This window comes from Mycoplasma sp. 11548 (genome assembly GCF_055523555.1).
In genome coordinates, this window is sequence record NZ_JBVFVF010000001.1 from 252,448 (window position 1) to 272,105 (window position 19,658).

Sequence of the window (19,658 nt, forward strand, 5' to 3'; positions counted from 1 at the left end):
TACTTTTGGCAAAAGTAAGCAAAACCGACGAGAAAACACTGCCGTGTTTTCTGTTTTCGCATACATTTTTTATGTAAAATTTATGTTAAAATTAAAGGACAATTATTTTGTTAATATCTCGCAAGTGACTTTTCCAAAAAACAAATTTGTCCGAATACTTTTTATATGTATTATTCTTTATCTTTTTTGGTATGATTATAGATTAAATTGGCTAATTCTTCTTTTGACATTTGTTCATAACCAAAGATGTTCAATGTTTCAGCCATGCGGTGCAATTGTTCTTTAGGCAATTCTATAATTTTTTCAATTGCAAAATCTTTTTCTGTTTTTTGAGCTGTTTGATTTACTTCATCTTGGTTAGTTGTTTGGCTATTATCAGTTGTGCTAGTTTGATTTGTAAATTGGTCAGCATTCATTGCCCCAAAAGGATTATTTATATTACCATTTTTCATATTTTTATTTCATTGTTCCATAAATATAGCACTATCACGTTGAAGTTTTTGCATCATAAACAATTGTTTAATTTTAGTGACATTTTTAGAAATAAAGAAAAAATGGATAACGCTTAAAACTAAGATGGTAATATGCATTACCAAAGCAATTAAATTAAAATTATTTGATATATCGTAATTTCCCCTAAGCGTACTATTAATTAAATTAATAATTGAAAGAATTCCGTGAAATTTTGACAGCAAGATTGCACCAGTAGATAAAATTGCAAAGTTTTTAAATTTGTAAGATTTAATTGTTGATGAGATACCAAAAGTAAATACCAAGATTGGTAAAAAAGATGTTATAAAGAAATCAATAAGAATTTGTGTTCTTCACACTACATCATAATCTAAAGTTATGTTATTATTGTTAGTATTTGGTGTGTTTTGAGTTTGTTGTTTTAGCGCCTCAATATAAGCTGTTTTATTTGCTAAAGCATTAAAAAGGGGTACAAGGGATAAAATTGTGATTAGTGCTCAAAAAGCGATAAATAATATTATCCAAATTCTGAAGTGGTTTTTTTCATTATTTCATAAGTTGTTTAAATCAAGGTCTTTTTCATTAATTCTAAATGTACTACTCATTATTCTCCTTTTATAAATTCCTCATAATTATACTCTGCTATATTAAATTCAGAAGGCGGAAGTGAAAAAAAATGCATTTGTTTTTTTGTAATTGGATGTTCAAATTCTAATTTATAGGCATGTAAGTATTGTCCAAAGTCATTTATCTTTTTATTGTACATTGGATCACCATAAATTGGGTTACCAATATATTTTAAGTGAACTCTTATTTGGTGTGTTCTTCCGGTTTCTAATTCACATTTAACAAGTGATTTAGGTTTTTTATCTAAATAAAAACTTTTTAGCACTGCTACATTTGTGATGGCAGGTTTCGCATTTAAATTTGTAACTGTAAATTGTTGTCTGTTTTTTTGATCTCTTCCGATAGGTAAATTAAGTTTTAAAAGTGAATTTTCTAAAATACCATCACAAATTGCCAAATATTTACGATTTATTTCGTGATGAGCAAATTTATCTGCTAATAAATTATGAACTTCGTTATTTTTAGCAATTAATAATAATCCGCTTGTATCTTTATCAATCCGGTGCACGATGCCTGGACGTAATAATCCATTTTCATTTGATAAATTATTTTTAAAATGATACAAAAGTCCATTAACTAAAGTTCCTGATTCATGACCCGGTGAAGGATGGACTACAAGTCCACTGGGTTTTTCTAAGACTGAAAGGTATTCATCATCATAAATAATTTTTAAATCCATTTTTTCAGGTTTAATATCTAATATTTTATCAATTAATCGAATTATTAGTATTTTTTGTCCCTCGCGTACTTCGAATTTTGGTTTAAGTATTTTGTTTTCGTTTACAAAAACTGCACCTTCTTCAATTAAAGTTCGTGCATCATTTCTTGAAATATTGGAATTATTTGAAATGTATTTATCAATACGTTCTTTATATTCTACATTTATTTCTATCATTTGTGTTATTATATCAAAATTTATTTAAATAGTTGTGGTAAAATTTAAATATGTTAGGTTTTTTAGAAAAAAGAATGCAAAAGACCCTCGAGAAATTATCAAAGAAAATACAATTAACAGAAGCAGATATTCTCGAGGTAACTAGAGATATTAAATTAGCATTGTTGGAAGCTGATGTTAATTTAAAAGTCGTAAAAGAATTTATAAATAATGTTAAAGAAAAAGCTTTAACTGACCCAAATTTAAAAAAGTTAAATCCTTCACAACATTTTATTAAAATATTGCATGGCGAGCTTGTAAAGATTTTAGGTCAAGAAGGGAGTGAATTTAAAATTACTAAAAAACCATACATCATTATGATGTGTGGTTTGCAAGGTTCAGGAAAAACAACCTCAAGTGCTAAACTTGCATATTATTTACGTAAAAAGAAATTTGTTGAAAATCCATTAGTTGTTGCAGCGGATATTTACCGGCCAGCAGCTGTTGAGCAATTAGTAACTTTGGCTAAGAGTATCCAAGTAGATTATTTTGAACAAGGGGTAAATTCACCAGTTGATAAAATTGTGGAAAATGCCCTTGCTCAAGCTAAAGTAAATAATAACGATTTAATTATTATTGATACCGCTGGTAGGTTATCAATTGATGAACCCTTAATGGATGAATTATTTAGGGTTAAAAAGATTGTTAACCCTAATGAAATTTTCTTTGTAGCTGATGCAATGTCAGGTCAAGACATAATTAATGTTGCTTCTAGTTTTAATGAAAAATTAAAATTAACAGGAACTATTATTAATAAATTGGATTCAGATGCACGTGGTGGTGCTTCATTAAGCTTAAGGTATATTTTAAACATTCCAATTCGTTTTATTGGTACAGGTGAAAAGATTTCTAATTTAGATTTATTCCATGCCGATCGGATGGCTGATCGTATTTTAGGTATGGGTGATGTAATGAGTTTAATTGAAAAAGCTCAAGATGTTATTGATCAAGATAAAGCTACTCAAATGGTATATAAAATGTTTTCTGGTGAATATACCTTAGATGATTTACTTGAGCAAATTCAACAATTCCAAAACCTTGGAAAATTTGGAAAAATATTAAAAATGTTACCAGGTAATTTATCTGATAAAATAAATAATGATCAAATTGATAAAGCAGAATCCAAAATGCATTATTTCAAAATATTAATGTCATCAATGACTAAAAAAGAACGCAAGAATCCAAAATTATTACGCCAAGCCTCTCGTAAAGAAAGAATATTAAAAGGAAGTGGGCGTAGCGCTCAAGAATTTAATAAGCTAATGTCTGATTATGATTCAATGGTAAAAAGAATGAGTGAGATGGGCAAAAAGATTAAGGCAAATGGCGGAGGCTTTGATCCTAAAATGTTTGGTTTTTAGAATTTATGCAATAGAAAACAACAAAAGATTTACACTAAACTGGGAAATTTTTTTCGGACGGTTTTACCTTCCCCAACCATACCATTTGGCTAAGCCAAACGGAATGCTTTGGGAAGGTTTTTTTATCTTATTCTTTTATAATTATATCAGTTTATAAATTCTTTGATTTTTTGTGATAATTCAATAAAAGTAAGTCTTTTACAGGTTTGATGAAAATTTGGGAAAATTTGGGAAAATTTCACTTTTAAGAATTGAAAAGAAATATTCAATTTCACGATTATCAAGACTATTACCAATTCTTGACATTGATATTTTACCTTTTAGTGATTTTATTTTCTTAGTATATTCAACCGAAGAATAAGCAGATCCATGGTCAGAATGTAAAATAAAATTATTTTTGAATTTTGTATTGGTGATATTATTCAAAATTAGTTCAGTATCATTTCTAAGTGATAATTCATAGGTCACAAACTTAGTTTTATGATCAATAATTGCAGATAAATAAATATGATTCTGTTCAATATCTTTTGGTGCTGGTATATAGGTCACGTCTGTTGCATATATATTATTGTTGCTTGAATTATAATCTCTTTTTACTAAATCAGGTACTTTAACACTAGTATTTTTAGATTCTTTAGTTTTATGTTTTTGTCTAACAAATGTTTTCAAATTCAGTTTTTTCATATAATTTCCTAGGGTTCTAGGATTTATTTGAATATTATATTCTTGGAAAATATATTTAGCAAGTCTTCTTCGTCCATACCTTTCTTTATTTTCGACAAAACTTTGAAAAATTATTTCTTTGTGTTTAACCTTTAGTTCTTTAGTCTTGTTGTTATCTTTCAATTTCTCGTAATATGTAGATCTTGAAACACATATCATTTTAGATTTTTTAGTATGTGAAAGATTCTTGATTTTCTTTATCTTTGAGATATCTGCATCAATATTATTTTCATTAAAAATTCGATAGTAGTATTTTATAACTGCATCTTTTTCATCATCTTTAAGAGTATCAATTCATGTATAATCGAGAACTTTCTTTTTCTTTCTCCCAACACCTTTATCTTTCTTAGGTGATTTACCGCTTTGTGATTCTATGTTCATATTTAAATTATACAGTTTTCTTTTCTTTAACATATTTCTCATTGATTCTTTATTTCAATATACTTTTCTGATATCAAAACATAAATTTTCAAATTCTGCCTTCGTTATTCTCAAATTCAAATATTTATCGTACAAATCGAATATTTTGACCCATTCCTTAGTCTTTAAATGTCTCATAACTACCTCTCTTTCTTTATATTAAAAATATTCGGATTTTGTCCGAATATTTTTTCCCAGTTTACTTTTATTGCCTTATTAAAATTAATCTTTATAATACTTTTTAAATTCAATATTGAATCATTTGAAAATTTCAATACTTGCTATTCTTACTTTTTCATTATACTCAGTACTATTATTTGAATCTGTATCAAATTTATATACAAATTTAACTGGTTTATTTTTTGGAATTGTAAATACAACTCATGAACCTTTTTTCTCTCTTGGATCAATATATTCTAGTGTAACAGGCCTTGGAGGAAGTATCATATTTACAATATTAACTAAAATTGTTCCGTCTGGTTTATCAAACGGAATAATGAAATATGGCAAATCATACAAATCATTTTCCTCATATGTGTTTGAAATATAAATATCATTAGATTCTAAAATCTTATTTAGGTTTTGATTATTTAAATATAACTTTTCAAAAGTTGTAATAATTTCCGAATCTTGTGTTTTAATAGTACCAATATTGTTTAATTCCTTAAATCTTGTTATTATTGAGTTGTTAAAATCATCTTTTGAAGATATTTTTGTAAAAAAATTATTAGGGAATTTTTTTTCTTTTAAATGAAAGAATTTGTCATTAAAATATTCTGACCTGAGTTCGTCGTTAATTATTCAAGTATATCCTTTTATTGAATTAGGAACAAACTGCTCAAATTTCACAAAATTATCAAATTTATTAAATAGTTTATCATAAATTTTTTGGAGCTCAGTTTTAGCGGGTTCATAACCTTTGATTTCTTTTTTGGGTTCTGTACTAGTTAGTTCATTTTTGTTTTTGGTGTTACTTTTTATTGAAGAAATTATATCTTGTTCACTATCTAGTTTTGTCTTTTTTTCATCTTTTGGTTTATTAACTGGATCTCTATTTTGGTTTGGAGCACAAGATAATGCAATTAGCGGGGTCAATACAGGAGACAAAGAAACTAATAATTTATTTATTTTAGTCATTTTGTACCACATGAGTTATAGCAACAATATCATCTACGGAATTGGTGAAAGAACTTGAATACCATTTTCTAACCCTATACCTATAAATTCCAGATTCCAAAACTTTATGTTCGATTAATTCATCATTAGTTACAACAGTTGAAATGGTTTTTACTATTTTTCAATTTCCATTTAATTCTTTTTTCTCAAGAGTTAAATCATAGTCTGCAAACCATTTATTATTTTGACGTTTTTTAGCTTCTTCTTTTTTTAACCAGTATTCACCTTTATGAGTTTCATCATTAGAAAACTTTTTAGTGAACAAGGATTCGATAGTTTCATCATTTGATAAAGTATAATTACTATACTTGTAATCCCACCAGTTAAGTTTTCTATCAGGCAATACAAACATTAATTTAGTGTCAGGCCATTTTAAAATACCTGCATTAAACATTCAAGAGCTAGAAATTTTAATAGTTTGACTTTTATTTAATTCTAATTCAGAACTAGTAAGAACATAACTACCTGATGACAAAGTTGGATTAACAGCTGCTACTTTATGATTTTGGGCAGCCTGTAACATTCTTGCAAAATCAGGGGTGCCAGAACCATATTTTTCTTCATAGCCACTAGTTTTATATTTTAACTCACGAGCTTTAGGACTTACAGATCCTGCTGATAAAATAGATTTTATTATAGGGACTCTTTGTGTGCTGCTTTTAATATCTGCTCTCGATTTTAATAAATTTGAAATCAGTCCAGTAACTACTGGAGCAGCATAACTTGTCCCATGCTCATATTCATTAACATTATAAACTGGATTATAAAAATATGCGGGAGCAACAACTAATGGTTTAGATATATTTTTATACTCTTCTTCTAATCTATAATTAGAATATTCAGCAACTAAGTTTTGAGATATAGTGAACTCATTTGATTGATCTGAAAGTGAACCAACAATAATAGAATTAAATGATGTTTTATCATTGCTTATCTTATGTTCATCAATTTTGCCATCATTACCTGCAGATATTACGTTAATAACTCCATAATTACGAGACAGATAATCTAAATAATATGCATTTTCAGTATATCCAAAGTAGTTTTGCTTTCTATCCTTTTTATATTTTGTACCATAGCTATGGTTGATCAATCTAATTCCTTGGTTAATAACCATATCTTCTAAAGCTGTATTTCAATCCCCATCAGTACTAAAGGTAGATAAAAATACTTGTGATGTTTTATCAATTCCTCATTGACTTCCAGCTATTAATGAAACCATTGTTGAATGGCTTTTAATGTTATAATTAGTTTTACCTGTAGAGTTTAATTCATTTAATTTTATGCCACTTTTAAAATATCTTTTATAATCGTTATCAAATGGATATGTGTAAACTTCTAAAATTCCTATCTTGTTGTTCGAAGCATTAGAACGTTGCTCTTTTTTTAAGTTCACAATTGAAGCATTTTTATCGATAGTTAAACCAAATTGTTCTACATTTTCTACCTGTTGTGGTTTTATAACTAATCTTTTTGAATTATAGTTATATGAGTTTCAAAGACCTTGTTCATTAATATGATCATTTTTATATACAATAATTTGATAAACGTCATTTCAGTCACCAATTGCATTTATGAACTTTCTCCTTTGTGCTTCGCTTTCGAAGTAAAATCAAACTATAGGTATTATTTTGCTTTCTTTATAAGAAGCAAATTTTAAATCGATAGATTTAATTTTAGATATAAAATTAGCATTAAAACTTTCAATAAAATTTTCATCTTCAGTATTAATATCAGGGTTTAAAAGTAATTTTAATTCAAAGTTATTATTAATTTTTCACTCAGTTTCTTCCCCATCCAGTGATAAAGTAGATATACTTTGTTGTTCTCTAAATTCGATTTTTTTAGTATTGATATTTTTATGCAAATCTATTATTTTTTCGTTTATTAATTGTTTTGAAGAAAGTGCCACAAACGGCAGCATAACGACAGGTGGTGCTAAGATTTTCCTTATTATATTTTTAAATTTTCTCATATTATCCTTTCATATTTATAAGAAAATTATAACATAATTTTTTACAGAATATGGATAGAAATTATTAAATAGTGTATATTTCCAATAACCAAACGGACAGAAAATTTAACATTTTAGTAATTATAATGATATAGAAAATTTATAGTTAACCTCTATGTTGGACTATGTTAATTGGTTAAACTCATGGGGTTCACTATAAATTTAAACATATGAATTTGTTCTTTTGTAACTCTATAAGCAATCTTATATAAAAAACAAACTGATAAATAATTATTAAATAAAGAGTTCTAAAAAATATTACCATTAGCTAAATATAACAAATATTAAAGAACCTTAATTTAACAAGAGACAACTTATTATCATTTAACTTTTATAATTCTTGTATTCAGTAGATTTTATGAATTTAATATATCCAAGAAATTATATAGTGTATAATTATTATAAGCGAATCAAAAAACTTTTTAATTAAAATTCTTATATTAAAGTTTTTCGCTAAAGTAAATACATAAATATTTAAGGAGATATCATGAATAAATTAAAATTTAAAAAACTGGTTATATGACCACTTGGAACATTAGTAAGCTTTGCAAGTTTCATTGCAATACTTCCACAAAATTACACACAAAAAATTACCAATTGGTATGAAAATTTAAATAATTATAAATTTGAAGTTAGAGACCAGTCTGCCATTACAGTACAAAATAACAATGGAGACTTAGAAATCACGCCAGTTAATAATAATTTTGAACTTAAATTATTGTTAAATCCAGAAACCAAAATACAAAATGAAGAATTAATAAGTAATTTTAACATGAAATTTATCCAAAAAGTTAATTTACATAATTTAATATATAAATCATTTGAAAAACTGTCAATGATGCCAATTGTATGGTTTTATTTTGAAAGTGAAAGTAATAGACAAAGTTTTGTTAATGCTATTAAAGATTGAAACGAAATTTACAAGTTTATTATCTTTAAAAATAAACAAACATCTCAAAACTCTTTCATAAATGACGCTGATGAAACACCAGAAAGAGATCAAAGCTCAATACCATCTATAAGCAGTAGCCATTATCCTGGTGCTCCAGTTGATTTAAATCATCATTTATTTAAGAGCAGTTTTAACCATAATTCACGAGTTGTAAATGCTCAGGACCATTTAGATAACCCTTATGTTAATAAAATTGGTATTCTTGAAGTTTGGTCTCACTCATTTGATCAAAAATATCAAAATTATTTTAAGAATGGCATTGAAATAAATGATCTGCCAATTGAGCCAAAACCGGGTATTAAATCACATTCTACAAATGTTTCATTAATTGCCGGTGGAAAGTATGGTATAGACAGATCTTCTAAAATATATTTACATACTTTTGAAGGATATGATAGCCACTGAATGACAACAATTGAAAAAATGGTAAAAAAGGATGGTATAAAATTAATTAACCATAGTTATGGTATGTACATCCTTGACAACCAGGGTAATGTTAAAAAAGGAATGGAAAAATATACAACTGATTATTCTGAAAATGCATATTTCGTCGACTATATATCTCGTAAATATGGAGTAATAAATGTCTTTGTTGCTGGAAATGAAGGAAGACATAAAAATAATGTAATTTCTGAAACAAGCGCATCATTTAATTCGGTTATTGTTGGTGCTTTAGCGGGAAATACATCTGAAATTAATGTTAAATCTAATTTAATAGCTAATTACTCTAACTATGGATTGATTAGAGATTTTCAAAATATTTCTAAACCACTTGTTGTTGCTCCTGGGCAAATTTACACTACTGTTCACGGTGAATACAGATATTTCGCTGGAACCAGTTATGCTGCACCAATAGTCACAGGTTTAATTTCTAATTTAATGAAGTATAAAGAAGATATAAGAAATAGTAACAATAGAGTTCCAATTGTAAAAGCAATATTATCTGCTTCAGCAGTGAGTCCAAAACTGCAAAATTTAACTTATAAAACAAGTGGTTATGAACAAAAATATGGATCTGGAACGGTAGATTTTAAGGCAATGCTACAAGCTGCAAACAATTATAAAGTTAAGACACTTAACTCAAATAGTTCTAATAATACAATACTTACCAGTGATGAAATAAAATTAACCAAAGGTCAAACAATTAAAATATCTAGTTCATGAACTTTTAATGCTGGCTTATTAAAAGAACGGGTAATTAATCCATTATTGGTCGATGATCGTAATTGGTGAAACGATGCTTATAACACAACACCAAAATATAGGCCAAAGGATTTAGTTGCAGAAGCAAGAAAATGAGGTAACCAGCATGAGAATGAGTTATGACTTAAAAAAGAAGAAATGTTAAATCGCCAATCTAATAAATGATTTACTGATTATGACTTATTTTTAGAACAGAAAAATTCTAATGGTGATTGAATAACTGTAAAACGTATTTCAACCGTTTTAACAAATGATGAATTAATCGAACATAAGGCAGATGCGACTGGTACTTATCGATATAGAGTTTTAAAATTCTCATCTAACTCTTTTGATAATTCAGTTGATGATATTGTGGCTGCAACACATGTAGTAAGGAATGAAAATGAATAAAAAAATATTATTGATTGGATCTTTATTAACTCCACTTATTACTTTTTCGTGTACACATACCAGCCCATCTAAGCCTTCAAAACCAGATCCAACTCCTAAACCAGTCCCCCTATATGAGCAAGAGAATCCATCATTAATAGAAAAAGAACCTTGAGAAATTCGCCGTGACTATGAAATATTAGATGTTGATCCTGCTCATGAACCTATATCATTTGAGAAAGTGCAAAATATGTACCAAGATATTTATAATAAATATAAAGATTTTACAAAAATAAATATTTTTGTGCCACAATCTTGAACTTGACGAAACGGCAAACAAGTAAATATTTATCGTTGGCAAGGTGAAGATGGTAAACGGATTGATACCTTTAATATAACGTTCTTTAATGAAAGTTATGAGCAACTTTCTGAGGTAAATGAATCAAAACCATGACGTTTTGGGCCACTTAAAATAACAACACGTGAAGAATTTGATAAATATATAATTAATAGATTTAAAGAACTAAATCCGTATAAAGATTTTAGCCAAGATTCCCAAGTAAAAAAATTATTTGAAGCGCTGTATTTAGATAATAATGATGTTTACGAACTGTTAAAAGATAATAATATTTATATACATGAAACAAGCAAAACAAAGCATGACCTTTATGATGGATATTTAATTCCAACATATGATGAAAATGAAGTTACAATAAATTATATTCGTGATTTCCGCAAATATGATAATGGTTATTTAATTAGACCAGCGGACTATAATCCTGATCCAGCACTTTGGTGAGAAGTTTACATAATAAAAAAATCTAAAAATGTTAAATATCACAACATATATAGGAATGATTATGAAACTTATGGATCATACAGTCAAAGATTAGAAAAATGGTTTAAAGAAGAATTTGAAAAGAAATTTAATTAAATTTCTATAAAAATCATCTGGATTGAAATAACCCAGATGATTTTAGTTTGATTTTTAATCAAATATTCTAACTTCATGCTTTAATATTTTTAAATTATAAAAATAAGTTAATACTATTTTGCTTATAAAGTTTATATTAATTATTTTCTGTTTTTTTCTATACTTGTTAACTAAATATGATTTTTTTGTTAAATTTAATAAATTATGATAGTTAAAATGTACTGTTTAGAGATTTTTTTTGCATATGTCTTAAAAAGCTAAAAAAATGCTATGAAAAAGTGAGATTCTTTCAATCTCACTTTAAAGATATTTATGATTAAAAAATTTAAGAACTAAATTATATCACTAAATTTTAAAAATACAAACAAAAAATTAATGCTCGCGAATATTTCTAACACTGTCAAGTTTTTTAACTTTATTCATATATATATATATATATATTAAAATTAAAGTAGATTAACAAATCTATTAATTTGATTTTAGACAAATTAATTATTATATAAATATATTTATATGAAAGGAAGATACGTTATGAAATTACGTAAATTTTTATTAGTAACAACTAACTTAGTTACTATTTCAACAATTACTGCTGTTTCGTGTACAGCACCTCAGCTCCAAAAAAGACAATTTACTATTCAAAATGTTAGTTCAATTACAGTGACTCAAACTAGTGCTCAATTCACCACTAAAATTACTGGCCTACAAGGAACAGACCAACTTAATGTAAAAGTTAATGACACTGTTCATAATTTTGCAGTTTCAAGTTTAAACAAACCAGCTGATAATGAATATAAAATTACTATTACTGGATTAACTAAAGGATCTAGATATTTATTAGATACCATTAAAGTAAACAATGACACATTATTTAATGTCAAACGTCCATTTACAACATTAAACGATGTAGTAACTACAAATCCACCTATTGAAAATAGAGAACAAGAAGAGCCAGTAAATCCTAATCCACCAAGAGAAGAAAATGAACCATCGAATCCAGGAACTAGCAACTCCGAGCCAAAAGATCCAGTAAGTGAAAATCGAAGTACTCCTGGTGGAGATAACAATCAAAACCCAGGTAACACTATACCTAATCCACCAAATGATAGTGATCAACCAGGACAAGACCCTGCTCCAAAAGATCCAACTACAGTGCCAGGTAATGGTATACAAGAACCTCCAAAACAAGATAATACACCTTCTAACCCAGGGGCAAATGACTCAGCAACAAAAGAACCAATAACAGAAGATCCTAAAACTGTCACGAAGCAACCAGAAGGAGAAAAATCAAACACTGGTAATGATAATGGATCAAAGGGTACAGATAACCTGGAAAAAGCTGATGAACAAGAAACAACATCTCCTAAAGATGGCGATACAGATCAACAACCAAAGAGCGAAGAACCTATCCCCCTAGAAATAGTGCAATAGGGGGCCAAGATTCTACTAAAACTGAAGTAGCTGACAGTAAAAATTCAGAAAATGACGTACCAACTGATTCTAATGTACAAGATAGTCAACAGCAAGATGCCCAAAACCCAGGTAGTGCTGCTTCCACTGAAGGTACTAGTACTACACCAGGCACTGAGAATAATGGAGCATCAGGCAATAGCGAAACAACAAACAGGGAATCTGCTAGCACAGATCAAGGTAGTTATGATGCTGGATCTACAAGCGAAACTCCTCCCGCACAGGAAAGAAAATTTGACAGTGTTACTATAAAAGTAGATTCAAGTGCTGATTCCTATGTATTATTCGAAATAGTATCTGATAAATCTATGTATGATAAGGAAGTTCGTGGAAAGTGATGAACTGCATATATTATAAAAGGTTATGAAGGTTCAAATTCAGAGGTATACAAAGATAAGGCCAATGCATGAGCTCCCACACATACTGACAGGAAAATAAGTGAACAAAATGGTAAAGTGACATTTCAATTATCCACTGTAACCCCATGAACAGCTGGGAGAAATGATTTCTCAGGAACTTTTACACTAATTGGACTTTATAAAGATCCAGATAATCATAATTTCCTAAACAAACCTCTTACCTTTAAAACTTCTAAAGGTAAAGTTGAAAGGATTACTCAATAATATAATACAAGCATAAGGTGTCTTATGCTTGTATTTTTCTTGATACTCACTGTTTTAACGAAAAATAATAAAATAATGTAAAAATATATTAAGATAGTTGCATGGCAAAGCTAGTACAAAATAGTTTACTAATGTCAAATAATATATTTACACCTTTAGTTAACTAAAACCACTTTGATTAACTAAAGGGTATAAAATTTAGACATTTTTACACTGTAAAAATGTTAGCTTTTTTGTGCCGGGGTTTAGTGATACTACTTTTTTTATTAATATATAAAGTTTAATATATAATATATATTATATATTTATAATAACAGGGAGGAATATTGAAACGTACGAAACAAAAAAGTATGCGAGAGCAGAGAATTGAAGTTATTTCAGAAATTTATACTTGCGAACTTTTAGAACAAAATATAGATGCAAAGTTAATTGCCCAAAATAACCAAAAATTAACGTTGCAGCAAATTACTAAATTGCATGAAATTCAAGAAAGATACCACTTTATCATTGATGTTTATAAAAAGTTAATTAATTTAGAGTGAGAGTGAGATAGAATTAGCCCGTTAGTTAAAGCTATTTTAATTAGCGGAGCAAATGAGTTTTGAAGTTTAGATCCAAAGATTGTGATTAGTGAAGCTGTTATTATTACAAAGTTGTTTTTTAGTATGCCTGAAAGAAATGGCAAAGAATTGCTTGAAAATAGAATTTATAAATTTGTTAATGGTTTATTAGAAAATTTTTATAAATTCTTAATTAAACTTGAATCTGTTTCTAAATAAATGAATTTAATTCAGTTGATTTATTTTCAAAGATTAAAAAAACGACTTTGTAATATCATCCAAGCCTTTATTGATTTAAAAATCTTTAACTCAGCTGTAAAAAATGTAACGTTTGATTTGCATCCTAAGGTGCATTTTAAACTTAATGGTTTTATCAATCACCTTTATTCACTTTTTGAGAAATATATTACCCAAAATATGGATAAAGAGATTTTATATAATTTTTTATGTTTTTATATTTACCATCAAGTTGGTAATAATAACTTATTATGAGGTAGAATTGAAACTGAAGTTGATTTATCATCCAAACGAAATTTAATTGAGTTTAACCACCAAAAACGTAATTTTTACTATGCTTTTTTAAATCAAATTAAAGAATTAGATAATTATAATACACAGCTTAGAATCATTTTAAGGAATACTTTATAATGAATCAAGATATTCGTGATCAATTTCCTATCTTGAAAGAGTTAACATATTTTGATAGCGCAGCGCTAGTTTTAAAACCACTTTGTGCTATTAATGCTTTAAATGAATTTTATCTTTCTAAGTCAATTTCTTCAAGAACTGCGGACACTCCACTTGGCTCATTTATTAACCAAAAGATTAACAATGTTAGGGAAAAAATTGCAAAATTAGTTGATGCTAAAAAAACTGAAGTGATTTTTACAAGTGGAACTACTGAATCAGTTAATTTGTTTGCAAGGATGTTTGGTCGGTTATTAAAACCTCAAGACATAATATTATTAAGTGCATACAACCATTCCTCAAACATTATTCCATGAATTGAAATTGCAAAGGAAACTAAATCAAAGATAATCATGAGCATTGATTTAGTTTCCGACTTAAAAAAATATAATAATATAAAATTAGTTTCATATAGCCAGGAAACCAATAATTTCGCAAAAGATTTTGATTTAAACTTAATTTATAAATTAGCAAAATCCAAAGGTGCTTATGTTTTAAATGATGCAGCACAAGCTATTAGTCACTATCAAGTTAGTACTAAATTTTGTGACATAATTGTTTTTAGTACTAATAAATTTTATGGTCCTACTGGACTTGGTCTTTTAATAATTAAAGATGATTTACTAAGTCAATTATCACCTGCTAAATATGGTGGTGGGAGTGTGGCTGAAGTAAAAGATGATTTAGAATGAAAATTAAAAAAGCATATCAGTGCTTTTGAACCAGGTACTCCCGATTTAGCTGGTATATATATGTTTGATCAATCGCTTGAGTTCTTTAAGAGTATTGGTTATCAAAAAACTCAAGAAATATTACTTAATTTATCAATGTATTTACATGATAAATTAAGTAAGTTAAGTAATATTGAAATTTTTTCAAAACCAGGGGATTACATTTGTCTAATTAATGTTATGGGGATAAACCCCCAAGATGTTGCTACTTATTTAGGGTCTAAAAATATCTATACTATTTCTGGAATCTTTTGTGCACAATACTTACGTAATTTGCATAGTGAATATTCATATTTAAGAATTTCATTAGGCATTTATAATACATATGAAGATATTGATAAATTAGTTTATGAATTAGAACATGGAGGTGATTTTTATGCTTTTTAATCCAAATGAAGCACGTGAAATAATTATGGAACATTATAAGAATCCCTTATTCAAATCTAAAGTTAGCGAAGGGACAAATACCTATTATTCAGCTACTTGTTCTGATAAATTAGAGCTTGAACTAACTTGGAATAATAATGTCTTAACAAATGTAAAATTTGATGGCCATGGCTGTGCTATTTTTATAGCCTCAACAGATATATTATTAAAAACATTAATAAATAAATCTAAAGAAGAAATAATCAATGTGATAAACTTATATGAAAAATTTTTAAATGAGCCTTCAAAATATTCTAATGAAGAATTAAAACCTTTAGAATCTTTATGAGTGTTTTTTAATGTTAAAAAACACCTTAGTAGATTATCATGTAGTTTATTAATAGCCAATGCCATTAAGGAAGAATTTGAAAAAACGTTATAGTTATATTTTTCATGTCGATTTTGACAGTTTTTTCGTTAGTGCGATTAGAACCATTTATCCTGAATTAAATAATAAACCTGTTGCTATAGCGAAAAATGCAGTTCACGCTGTGGCTGAATCAATTAGTTATGAATTGCGTGTGCTTGGTTGTAAATCTGGACAAAAAATTTACGAAATCAAAAATATTGAACCAAAGACTGCGGTAGTTGCTTCGCGCTATGATTTATATAATACTATTTCAAGTGCCATTTTTGAATATTTACGTAATAAATACTTAGCTAAATTACAAATTGCCTCAATTGATGAATGTTATATTTATTTTGAGGAAGATACAATTGATAATGATGAAATGGCTCTAAAAATTGCCAAAGAAATTCAACGTGACGTTTTAGAAAAATTTAAAATACCTGTTACCGTGGGAATTTCTTTGAATAAATTTTATGCAAAAATGACAACAAATATTTCCAAACCCTTTGGAGTTGGCTTGACAAATAAAGACAATTATCGAGAAAAATTTTTTGATTTAGATATTATTAAATTCCATGGAATTGGGGCAAAACTTGCAACTAAATTAAATAAAATTGGAATTTATAAAATTAAAGATTTTTATGCTTTTGATTTATCTAATCCACTTTTAAAATCAGTTTTAGGAACAACCGCTTTTAAATATTACGATGCCTTAAATATTGATTTACAAGATGATATATCAATAGAAGAAACGTTAAAAGGAATTGGTAATGAAGTAACTTTTGGAAATTCTACTCGAGACGAATTGATTATTTACAATGCATTAAACAAAATGATTCAAAAAGTTAGCAATCGGTTAAATCTATATGAAAAAGTTGGTAATTTAATTACATTAGTTGTGCGGATGCCAACAAAAAACTGAGTGTCAAAAAATAAACAATTAGACTTTAATATTTTTAAATACCAAGATATAAAAAAACAAGCATATTTTCTTTATCAAAAATACTTTTTAGATAAAGAAATTCTTGGTATTGGGGTTCGTATTTCTGGTCTTAGTGAAAGTTATAATAACTATGAAAAAATTTCATTATTCTCTAATGATGTTAAAGATCTTTCACAAATTGATTTCATTATTTCAAAATTAAAACATAAGAGTAAAACAAATAAAATTTATACTTTATCTGATTATCAAAAGATTAAAAATCGTAAGAATCGCTATGGTGATAATCCACTTGGCAGTGTAATTTTTAAAAAATAGGAGTAAACATGAAAATAGGAATTTATGGTGGTTCTTTTGATCCAATTCACAAAGGTCATATTGAAATTGCAAAGTATGTTATTAATGAGCTTAATTTAGATAAATTATTAATTGTGCCAACTTACAATTCGCCTTTTAAACAAAAAACAATTTTACCAACTGACAAACTTAATATGATTAACTTAGTTTTAGAAGATAAAATGGAGCTATGTGATTTTGAGATAAAGCGTAATACGGTAAGTTATACAATTGATACTGTAAAATATTTAAAAAATAAATATAAAAATGACGAATTATATTTAATTATTGGGTCAGATAACTTACCGAAATTAGATAAATGAAAAGATATTGAGTTAATTAGCAAATTAACTCAAATAGTTTGTGTCAAACGTACTAAAAAAATTAATAAAATAAATCTTAAAAAATACGGTGGTATTTTACTTAATAATCCACTTTATGAATATTCATCAACTGATTACAAAAAAGGTTATTTAAATATAGTGGATGCCAAAGTAGCTAAATATATCCAAAGCAAAGGCCTATATTTAGAAAAAATTATTCATAATTCATTAAGTGCATTACGTGCTAAACATAGTGTTGCATGTGGAACTTTTGCAGCTGAACTTGCTAAATCTCATAAATACGATGCTAAAAAAGCTTATTTAGCGGGTTTAATGCACGATATTGCTAAAGAATGAAGTGAAAATGAATCACGATATTTTTTAAATGAATATGCACCTGAATATGCAAAAGTCCCCAAACATTTCTTGCACCAACATTGCTCTGCAATGTGAGCAAAACATGGTTATTTACTTGAAGATTCTGAAATTATTGAGGCTATAAATTGTCATACAGAAATGAAAATAAACATGAATATCTTAGATAAAATTTTGTTTATCGCCGATAAAATTTGTGCTGGGCGTAAATTTGCTGGTATTCAAAAAGTGCGTGAATTATGCTTTAAGGATTTAGATAAAGGATTTGCAAAAGTAGTTAAGATTACTTATGAATGAAATTTATCTAAAGGAATTCAATTTAATGAAAAATCATTAAAAATTTATCATAAATATATGGAGAAATAATGGAAAAACAAAGAATACAAAAAATTCTCTCTTTGTCTGGAGTTGCTTCGCGCCGAGAAGCTGAATCACTTATTTTACAAAAACGAATTAAAGTTAATGGAATAGTTGCAAACCTTGGTGATAAAGCATCATTTAATGATGAAATATTTGTTGATAATAAACTAATTAATCAGCCCGAAGAAAAAGTTTATTATGTTTTAAATAAACCACCTAAAACTATTTGCTCATTAAAAGATAATTTTAATCGAACTTTAGTTACTGATTTAATTGATACGCCATATAAAGTTTTTCCAGTTGGACGCTTAGATTATGATACAACCGGAGTTTTATTAATTACTAATGATGGAGAATTATCAAATAAATTATTACACCCCAAATATCAAATCTTTAGGGTGTATCGAGCGAGGTTGAATGAATCATTAACAAAGCACGAATTAAAAGAATTAAATAAAGAAGTTTTTATTAATAAAAAATATAGTAAACAAGATGTGCTAGCAATTCCTGATACTCCTAAATCCTATTTAGTAGTATTATCAGTTGGCACATATCACCACGTTAAAGAATTATTTAAATTAGTTAATAAAACTGTGCTCAATTTAAAACGTATTGAATATGCAGGCATAACAGTTGACAAAATGCCCCTAGGCACATATCGTAAATTAACCTTAAAAGAAATTAAAGATTTAAAAAATTTAGTAAGATTGCAAGAAGCAAAGTTACTTAAAAAGGAGCAACATGATTAAAAAACATTTAACAAAAAAAACCTTTAAAAATGCAATGGATTATATTAAAAAAGGAAATATTTTCTTTTTAGCTGTTGCTTTTTTATCTGGGGTAGTATTTAATGCAGTAGTATCATCTTTAGCTAATGATATTATTATGAGTGCTATTTCAGAATTAATTGGAAAAAAAGAATTAGAAAACTGAAAAATTGGAGGAATGTTCATTGGTAAGTTTTTAGGAACAGTAATTAACTTCATTATTGTTACGGGCTTATTATTTGTTATTTTATTTTTATATTTTTATATAAAAAATTACCGTTTGTCTAAAAAACCAAAAGAACCTAAAAAACCAAAAGAACATGTTCCCACAGTTGAAGAACAAATTTTAGCAGAATTAAAAGAATTAAATTCTAAATTAAGCAAACAAAATTTACCACCGAATGATGATGCAAATAATGAAATTAAATAATACTTAGTAATTTTGCTAAGTATTATTTTATATTTTATAAAGTGTTATAATTAAAGCATTATAAACAAACCATATAACAATTTTAATTAGAAGGAAA

Annotated in this window: 18 protein-coding genes; 13 read left to right on the top strand and 5 right to left on the bottom strand. The window is 27.3% G+C overall.

The genetic code is table 4. The annotated features are described in order from the left end of the window. Positions 1–170 precede the first annotated feature (170 nt). Both AC0B4K_RS00970 and AC0B4K_RS00975 read right to left on the bottom strand, forming a co-directional pair. Positions 171–1,076, bottom strand: a complete 906-nt coding sequence (locus AC0B4K_RS00970) for a hypothetical protein (protein WP_465103436.1) — start codon at positions 1,074–1,076, stop codon at positions 171–173. Next, the gene (locus AC0B4K_RS00975; RefSeq protein WP_465103437.1) at positions 1,076–1,993 is read right to left on the bottom strand and encodes an RluA family pseudouridine synthase; all 918 of its coding nucleotides are present in this window, start codon (positions 1,991–1,993) and stop codon (positions 1,076–1,078) included. Before AC0B4K_RS00975 ends, AC0B4K_RS00970 begins: the two co-directional genes overlap by 1 nt. Before the next feature lie 50 nt (positions 1,994–2,043). Between AC0B4K_RS00975 and ffh the strand changes: the two genes are divergently transcribed. Continuing rightward, the gene (gene ffh / locus AC0B4K_RS00980) at positions 2,044–3,393 is read left to right on the top strand and encodes a signal recognition particle protein (RefSeq protein ID WP_465103438.1); all 1,350 of its coding nucleotides are present in this window, start codon (positions 2,044–2,046) and stop codon (positions 3,391–3,393) included. A 198-nt stretch (positions 3,394–3,591) separates the two neighbouring features. Here ffh and AC0B4K_RS00985 read toward each other — a convergent pair whose 3' ends face one another. The 3 genes from AC0B4K_RS00985 to AC0B4K_RS00995 all read right to left on the bottom strand — a co-directional run bounded on the left by AC0B4K_RS00985 (position 3,592) and on the right by AC0B4K_RS00995 (position 7,687). Beyond that, positions 3,592–4,674 carry an IS3 family transposase gene (locus AC0B4K_RS00985; RefSeq protein WP_465103439.1) on the bottom strand — a complete coding sequence of 361 codons (1,083 nt, stop codon included), beginning with the start codon at positions 4,672–4,674 and terminating at the stop codon, positions 3,592–3,594. An 84-nt stretch (positions 4,675–4,758) separates the two neighbouring features. After that, positions 4,759–5,673 (bottom strand): hypothetical protein, encoded by a 915-nt coding sequence (locus AC0B4K_RS00990; protein ID WP_465103440.1) that lies wholly within the window; start codon positions 5,671–5,673, stop codon positions 4,759–4,761. Continuing rightward, entirely contained in the window at positions 5,666–7,687 is a 2,022-nt protein-coding gene (locus AC0B4K_RS00995) for a S8 family serine peptidase (RefSeq protein ID WP_465103441.1), read from the bottom strand. The genes AC0B4K_RS00990 and AC0B4K_RS00995 overlap by 8 nt, the downstream gene beginning before the upstream one ends. A 526-nt stretch (positions 7,688–8,213) precedes the next feature. Between AC0B4K_RS00995 and AC0B4K_RS01000 the strand changes: the two genes are divergently transcribed. The 12 genes from AC0B4K_RS01000 to AC0B4K_RS01055 all read left to right on the top strand — a co-directional run bounded on the left by AC0B4K_RS01000 (position 8,214) and on the right by AC0B4K_RS01055 (position 19,561). Next, the gene (locus AC0B4K_RS01000; protein WP_465103442.1) at positions 8,214–10,271 is read left to right on the top strand and encodes a S8 family serine peptidase; all 2,058 of its coding nucleotides are present in this window, start codon (positions 8,214–8,216) and stop codon (positions 10,269–10,271) included. Beyond that, a complete protein-coding gene (locus tag AC0B4K_RS01005; RefSeq protein ID WP_465103443.1) occupies positions 10,264–11,184 on the top strand; it encodes a hypothetical protein in 921 nt (306 codons plus the stop codon). The genes AC0B4K_RS01000 and AC0B4K_RS01005 overlap by 8 nt, the downstream gene beginning before the upstream one ends. A 531-nt stretch (positions 11,185–11,715) precedes the next feature. Next, a complete protein-coding gene (locus tag AC0B4K_RS01010; protein ID WP_465103444.1) occupies positions 11,716–12,615 on the top strand; it encodes a hypothetical protein in 900 nt (299 codons plus the stop codon). Between the two features lie 347 nt (positions 12,616–12,962). Continuing rightward, positions 12,963–13,277: a hypothetical protein gene (locus AC0B4K_RS01015; RefSeq protein WP_465103445.1), complete on the top strand. Its 315-nt coding sequence runs from the start codon at positions 12,963–12,965 to the stop codon at positions 13,275–13,277. 326 nt (positions 13,278–13,603) lie between these two features. Then, on the top strand, positions 13,604–14,056 hold the full coding sequence (locus AC0B4K_RS01020; RefSeq protein ID WP_465103446.1) for a transcription antitermination factor NusB: 453 nt from the start codon (positions 13,604–13,606) through the stop codon (positions 14,054–14,056). After that, positions 14,057–14,485 carry a hypothetical protein gene (locus AC0B4K_RS01025; RefSeq protein WP_465103447.1) on the top strand — a complete coding sequence of 143 codons (429 nt, stop codon included), beginning with the start codon at positions 14,057–14,059 and terminating at the stop codon, positions 14,483–14,485. Then, a complete protein-coding gene (locus AC0B4K_RS01030; protein WP_465103448.1) occupies positions 14,485–15,642 on the top strand; it encodes an aminotransferase class V-fold PLP-dependent enzyme in 1,158 nt (385 codons plus the stop codon). The genes AC0B4K_RS01025 and AC0B4K_RS01030 overlap by 1 nt, the downstream gene beginning before the upstream one ends. Next, positions 15,632–16,063, top strand: coding sequence for an iron-sulfur cluster assembly scaffold protein (locus AC0B4K_RS01035; RefSeq protein ID WP_465103449.1), 432 nt, complete (start codon positions 15,632–15,634; stop codon positions 16,061–16,063). Before AC0B4K_RS01030 ends, AC0B4K_RS01035 begins: the two co-directional genes overlap by 11 nt. After that, a complete protein-coding gene (locus AC0B4K_RS01040) occupies positions 16,047–17,288 on the top strand; it encodes a Y-family DNA polymerase (RefSeq protein ID WP_465103450.1) in 1,242 nt (413 codons plus the stop codon). The genes AC0B4K_RS01035 and AC0B4K_RS01040 overlap by 17 nt, the downstream gene beginning before the upstream one ends. An 8-nt stretch (positions 17,289–17,296) precedes the next feature. Next, positions 17,297–18,370, top strand: a complete 1,074-nt coding sequence (locus AC0B4K_RS01045) for a nicotinate-nucleotide adenylyltransferase (RefSeq protein WP_465103451.1) — start codon at positions 17,297–17,299, stop codon at positions 18,368–18,370. Then, positions 18,370–19,113, top strand: coding sequence for a pseudouridine synthase (locus AC0B4K_RS01050; protein WP_465103452.1), 744 nt, complete (start codon positions 18,370–18,372; stop codon positions 19,111–19,113). Before AC0B4K_RS01045 ends, AC0B4K_RS01050 begins: the two co-directional genes overlap by 1 nt. Further along, on the top strand, positions 19,106–19,561 hold the full coding sequence (locus tag AC0B4K_RS01055; protein WP_465103453.1) for an MscL family protein: 456 nt from the start codon (positions 19,106–19,108) through the stop codon (positions 19,559–19,561). Before AC0B4K_RS01050 ends, AC0B4K_RS01055 begins: the two co-directional genes overlap by 8 nt. Positions 19,562–19,658 lie beyond the last annotated feature (97 nt).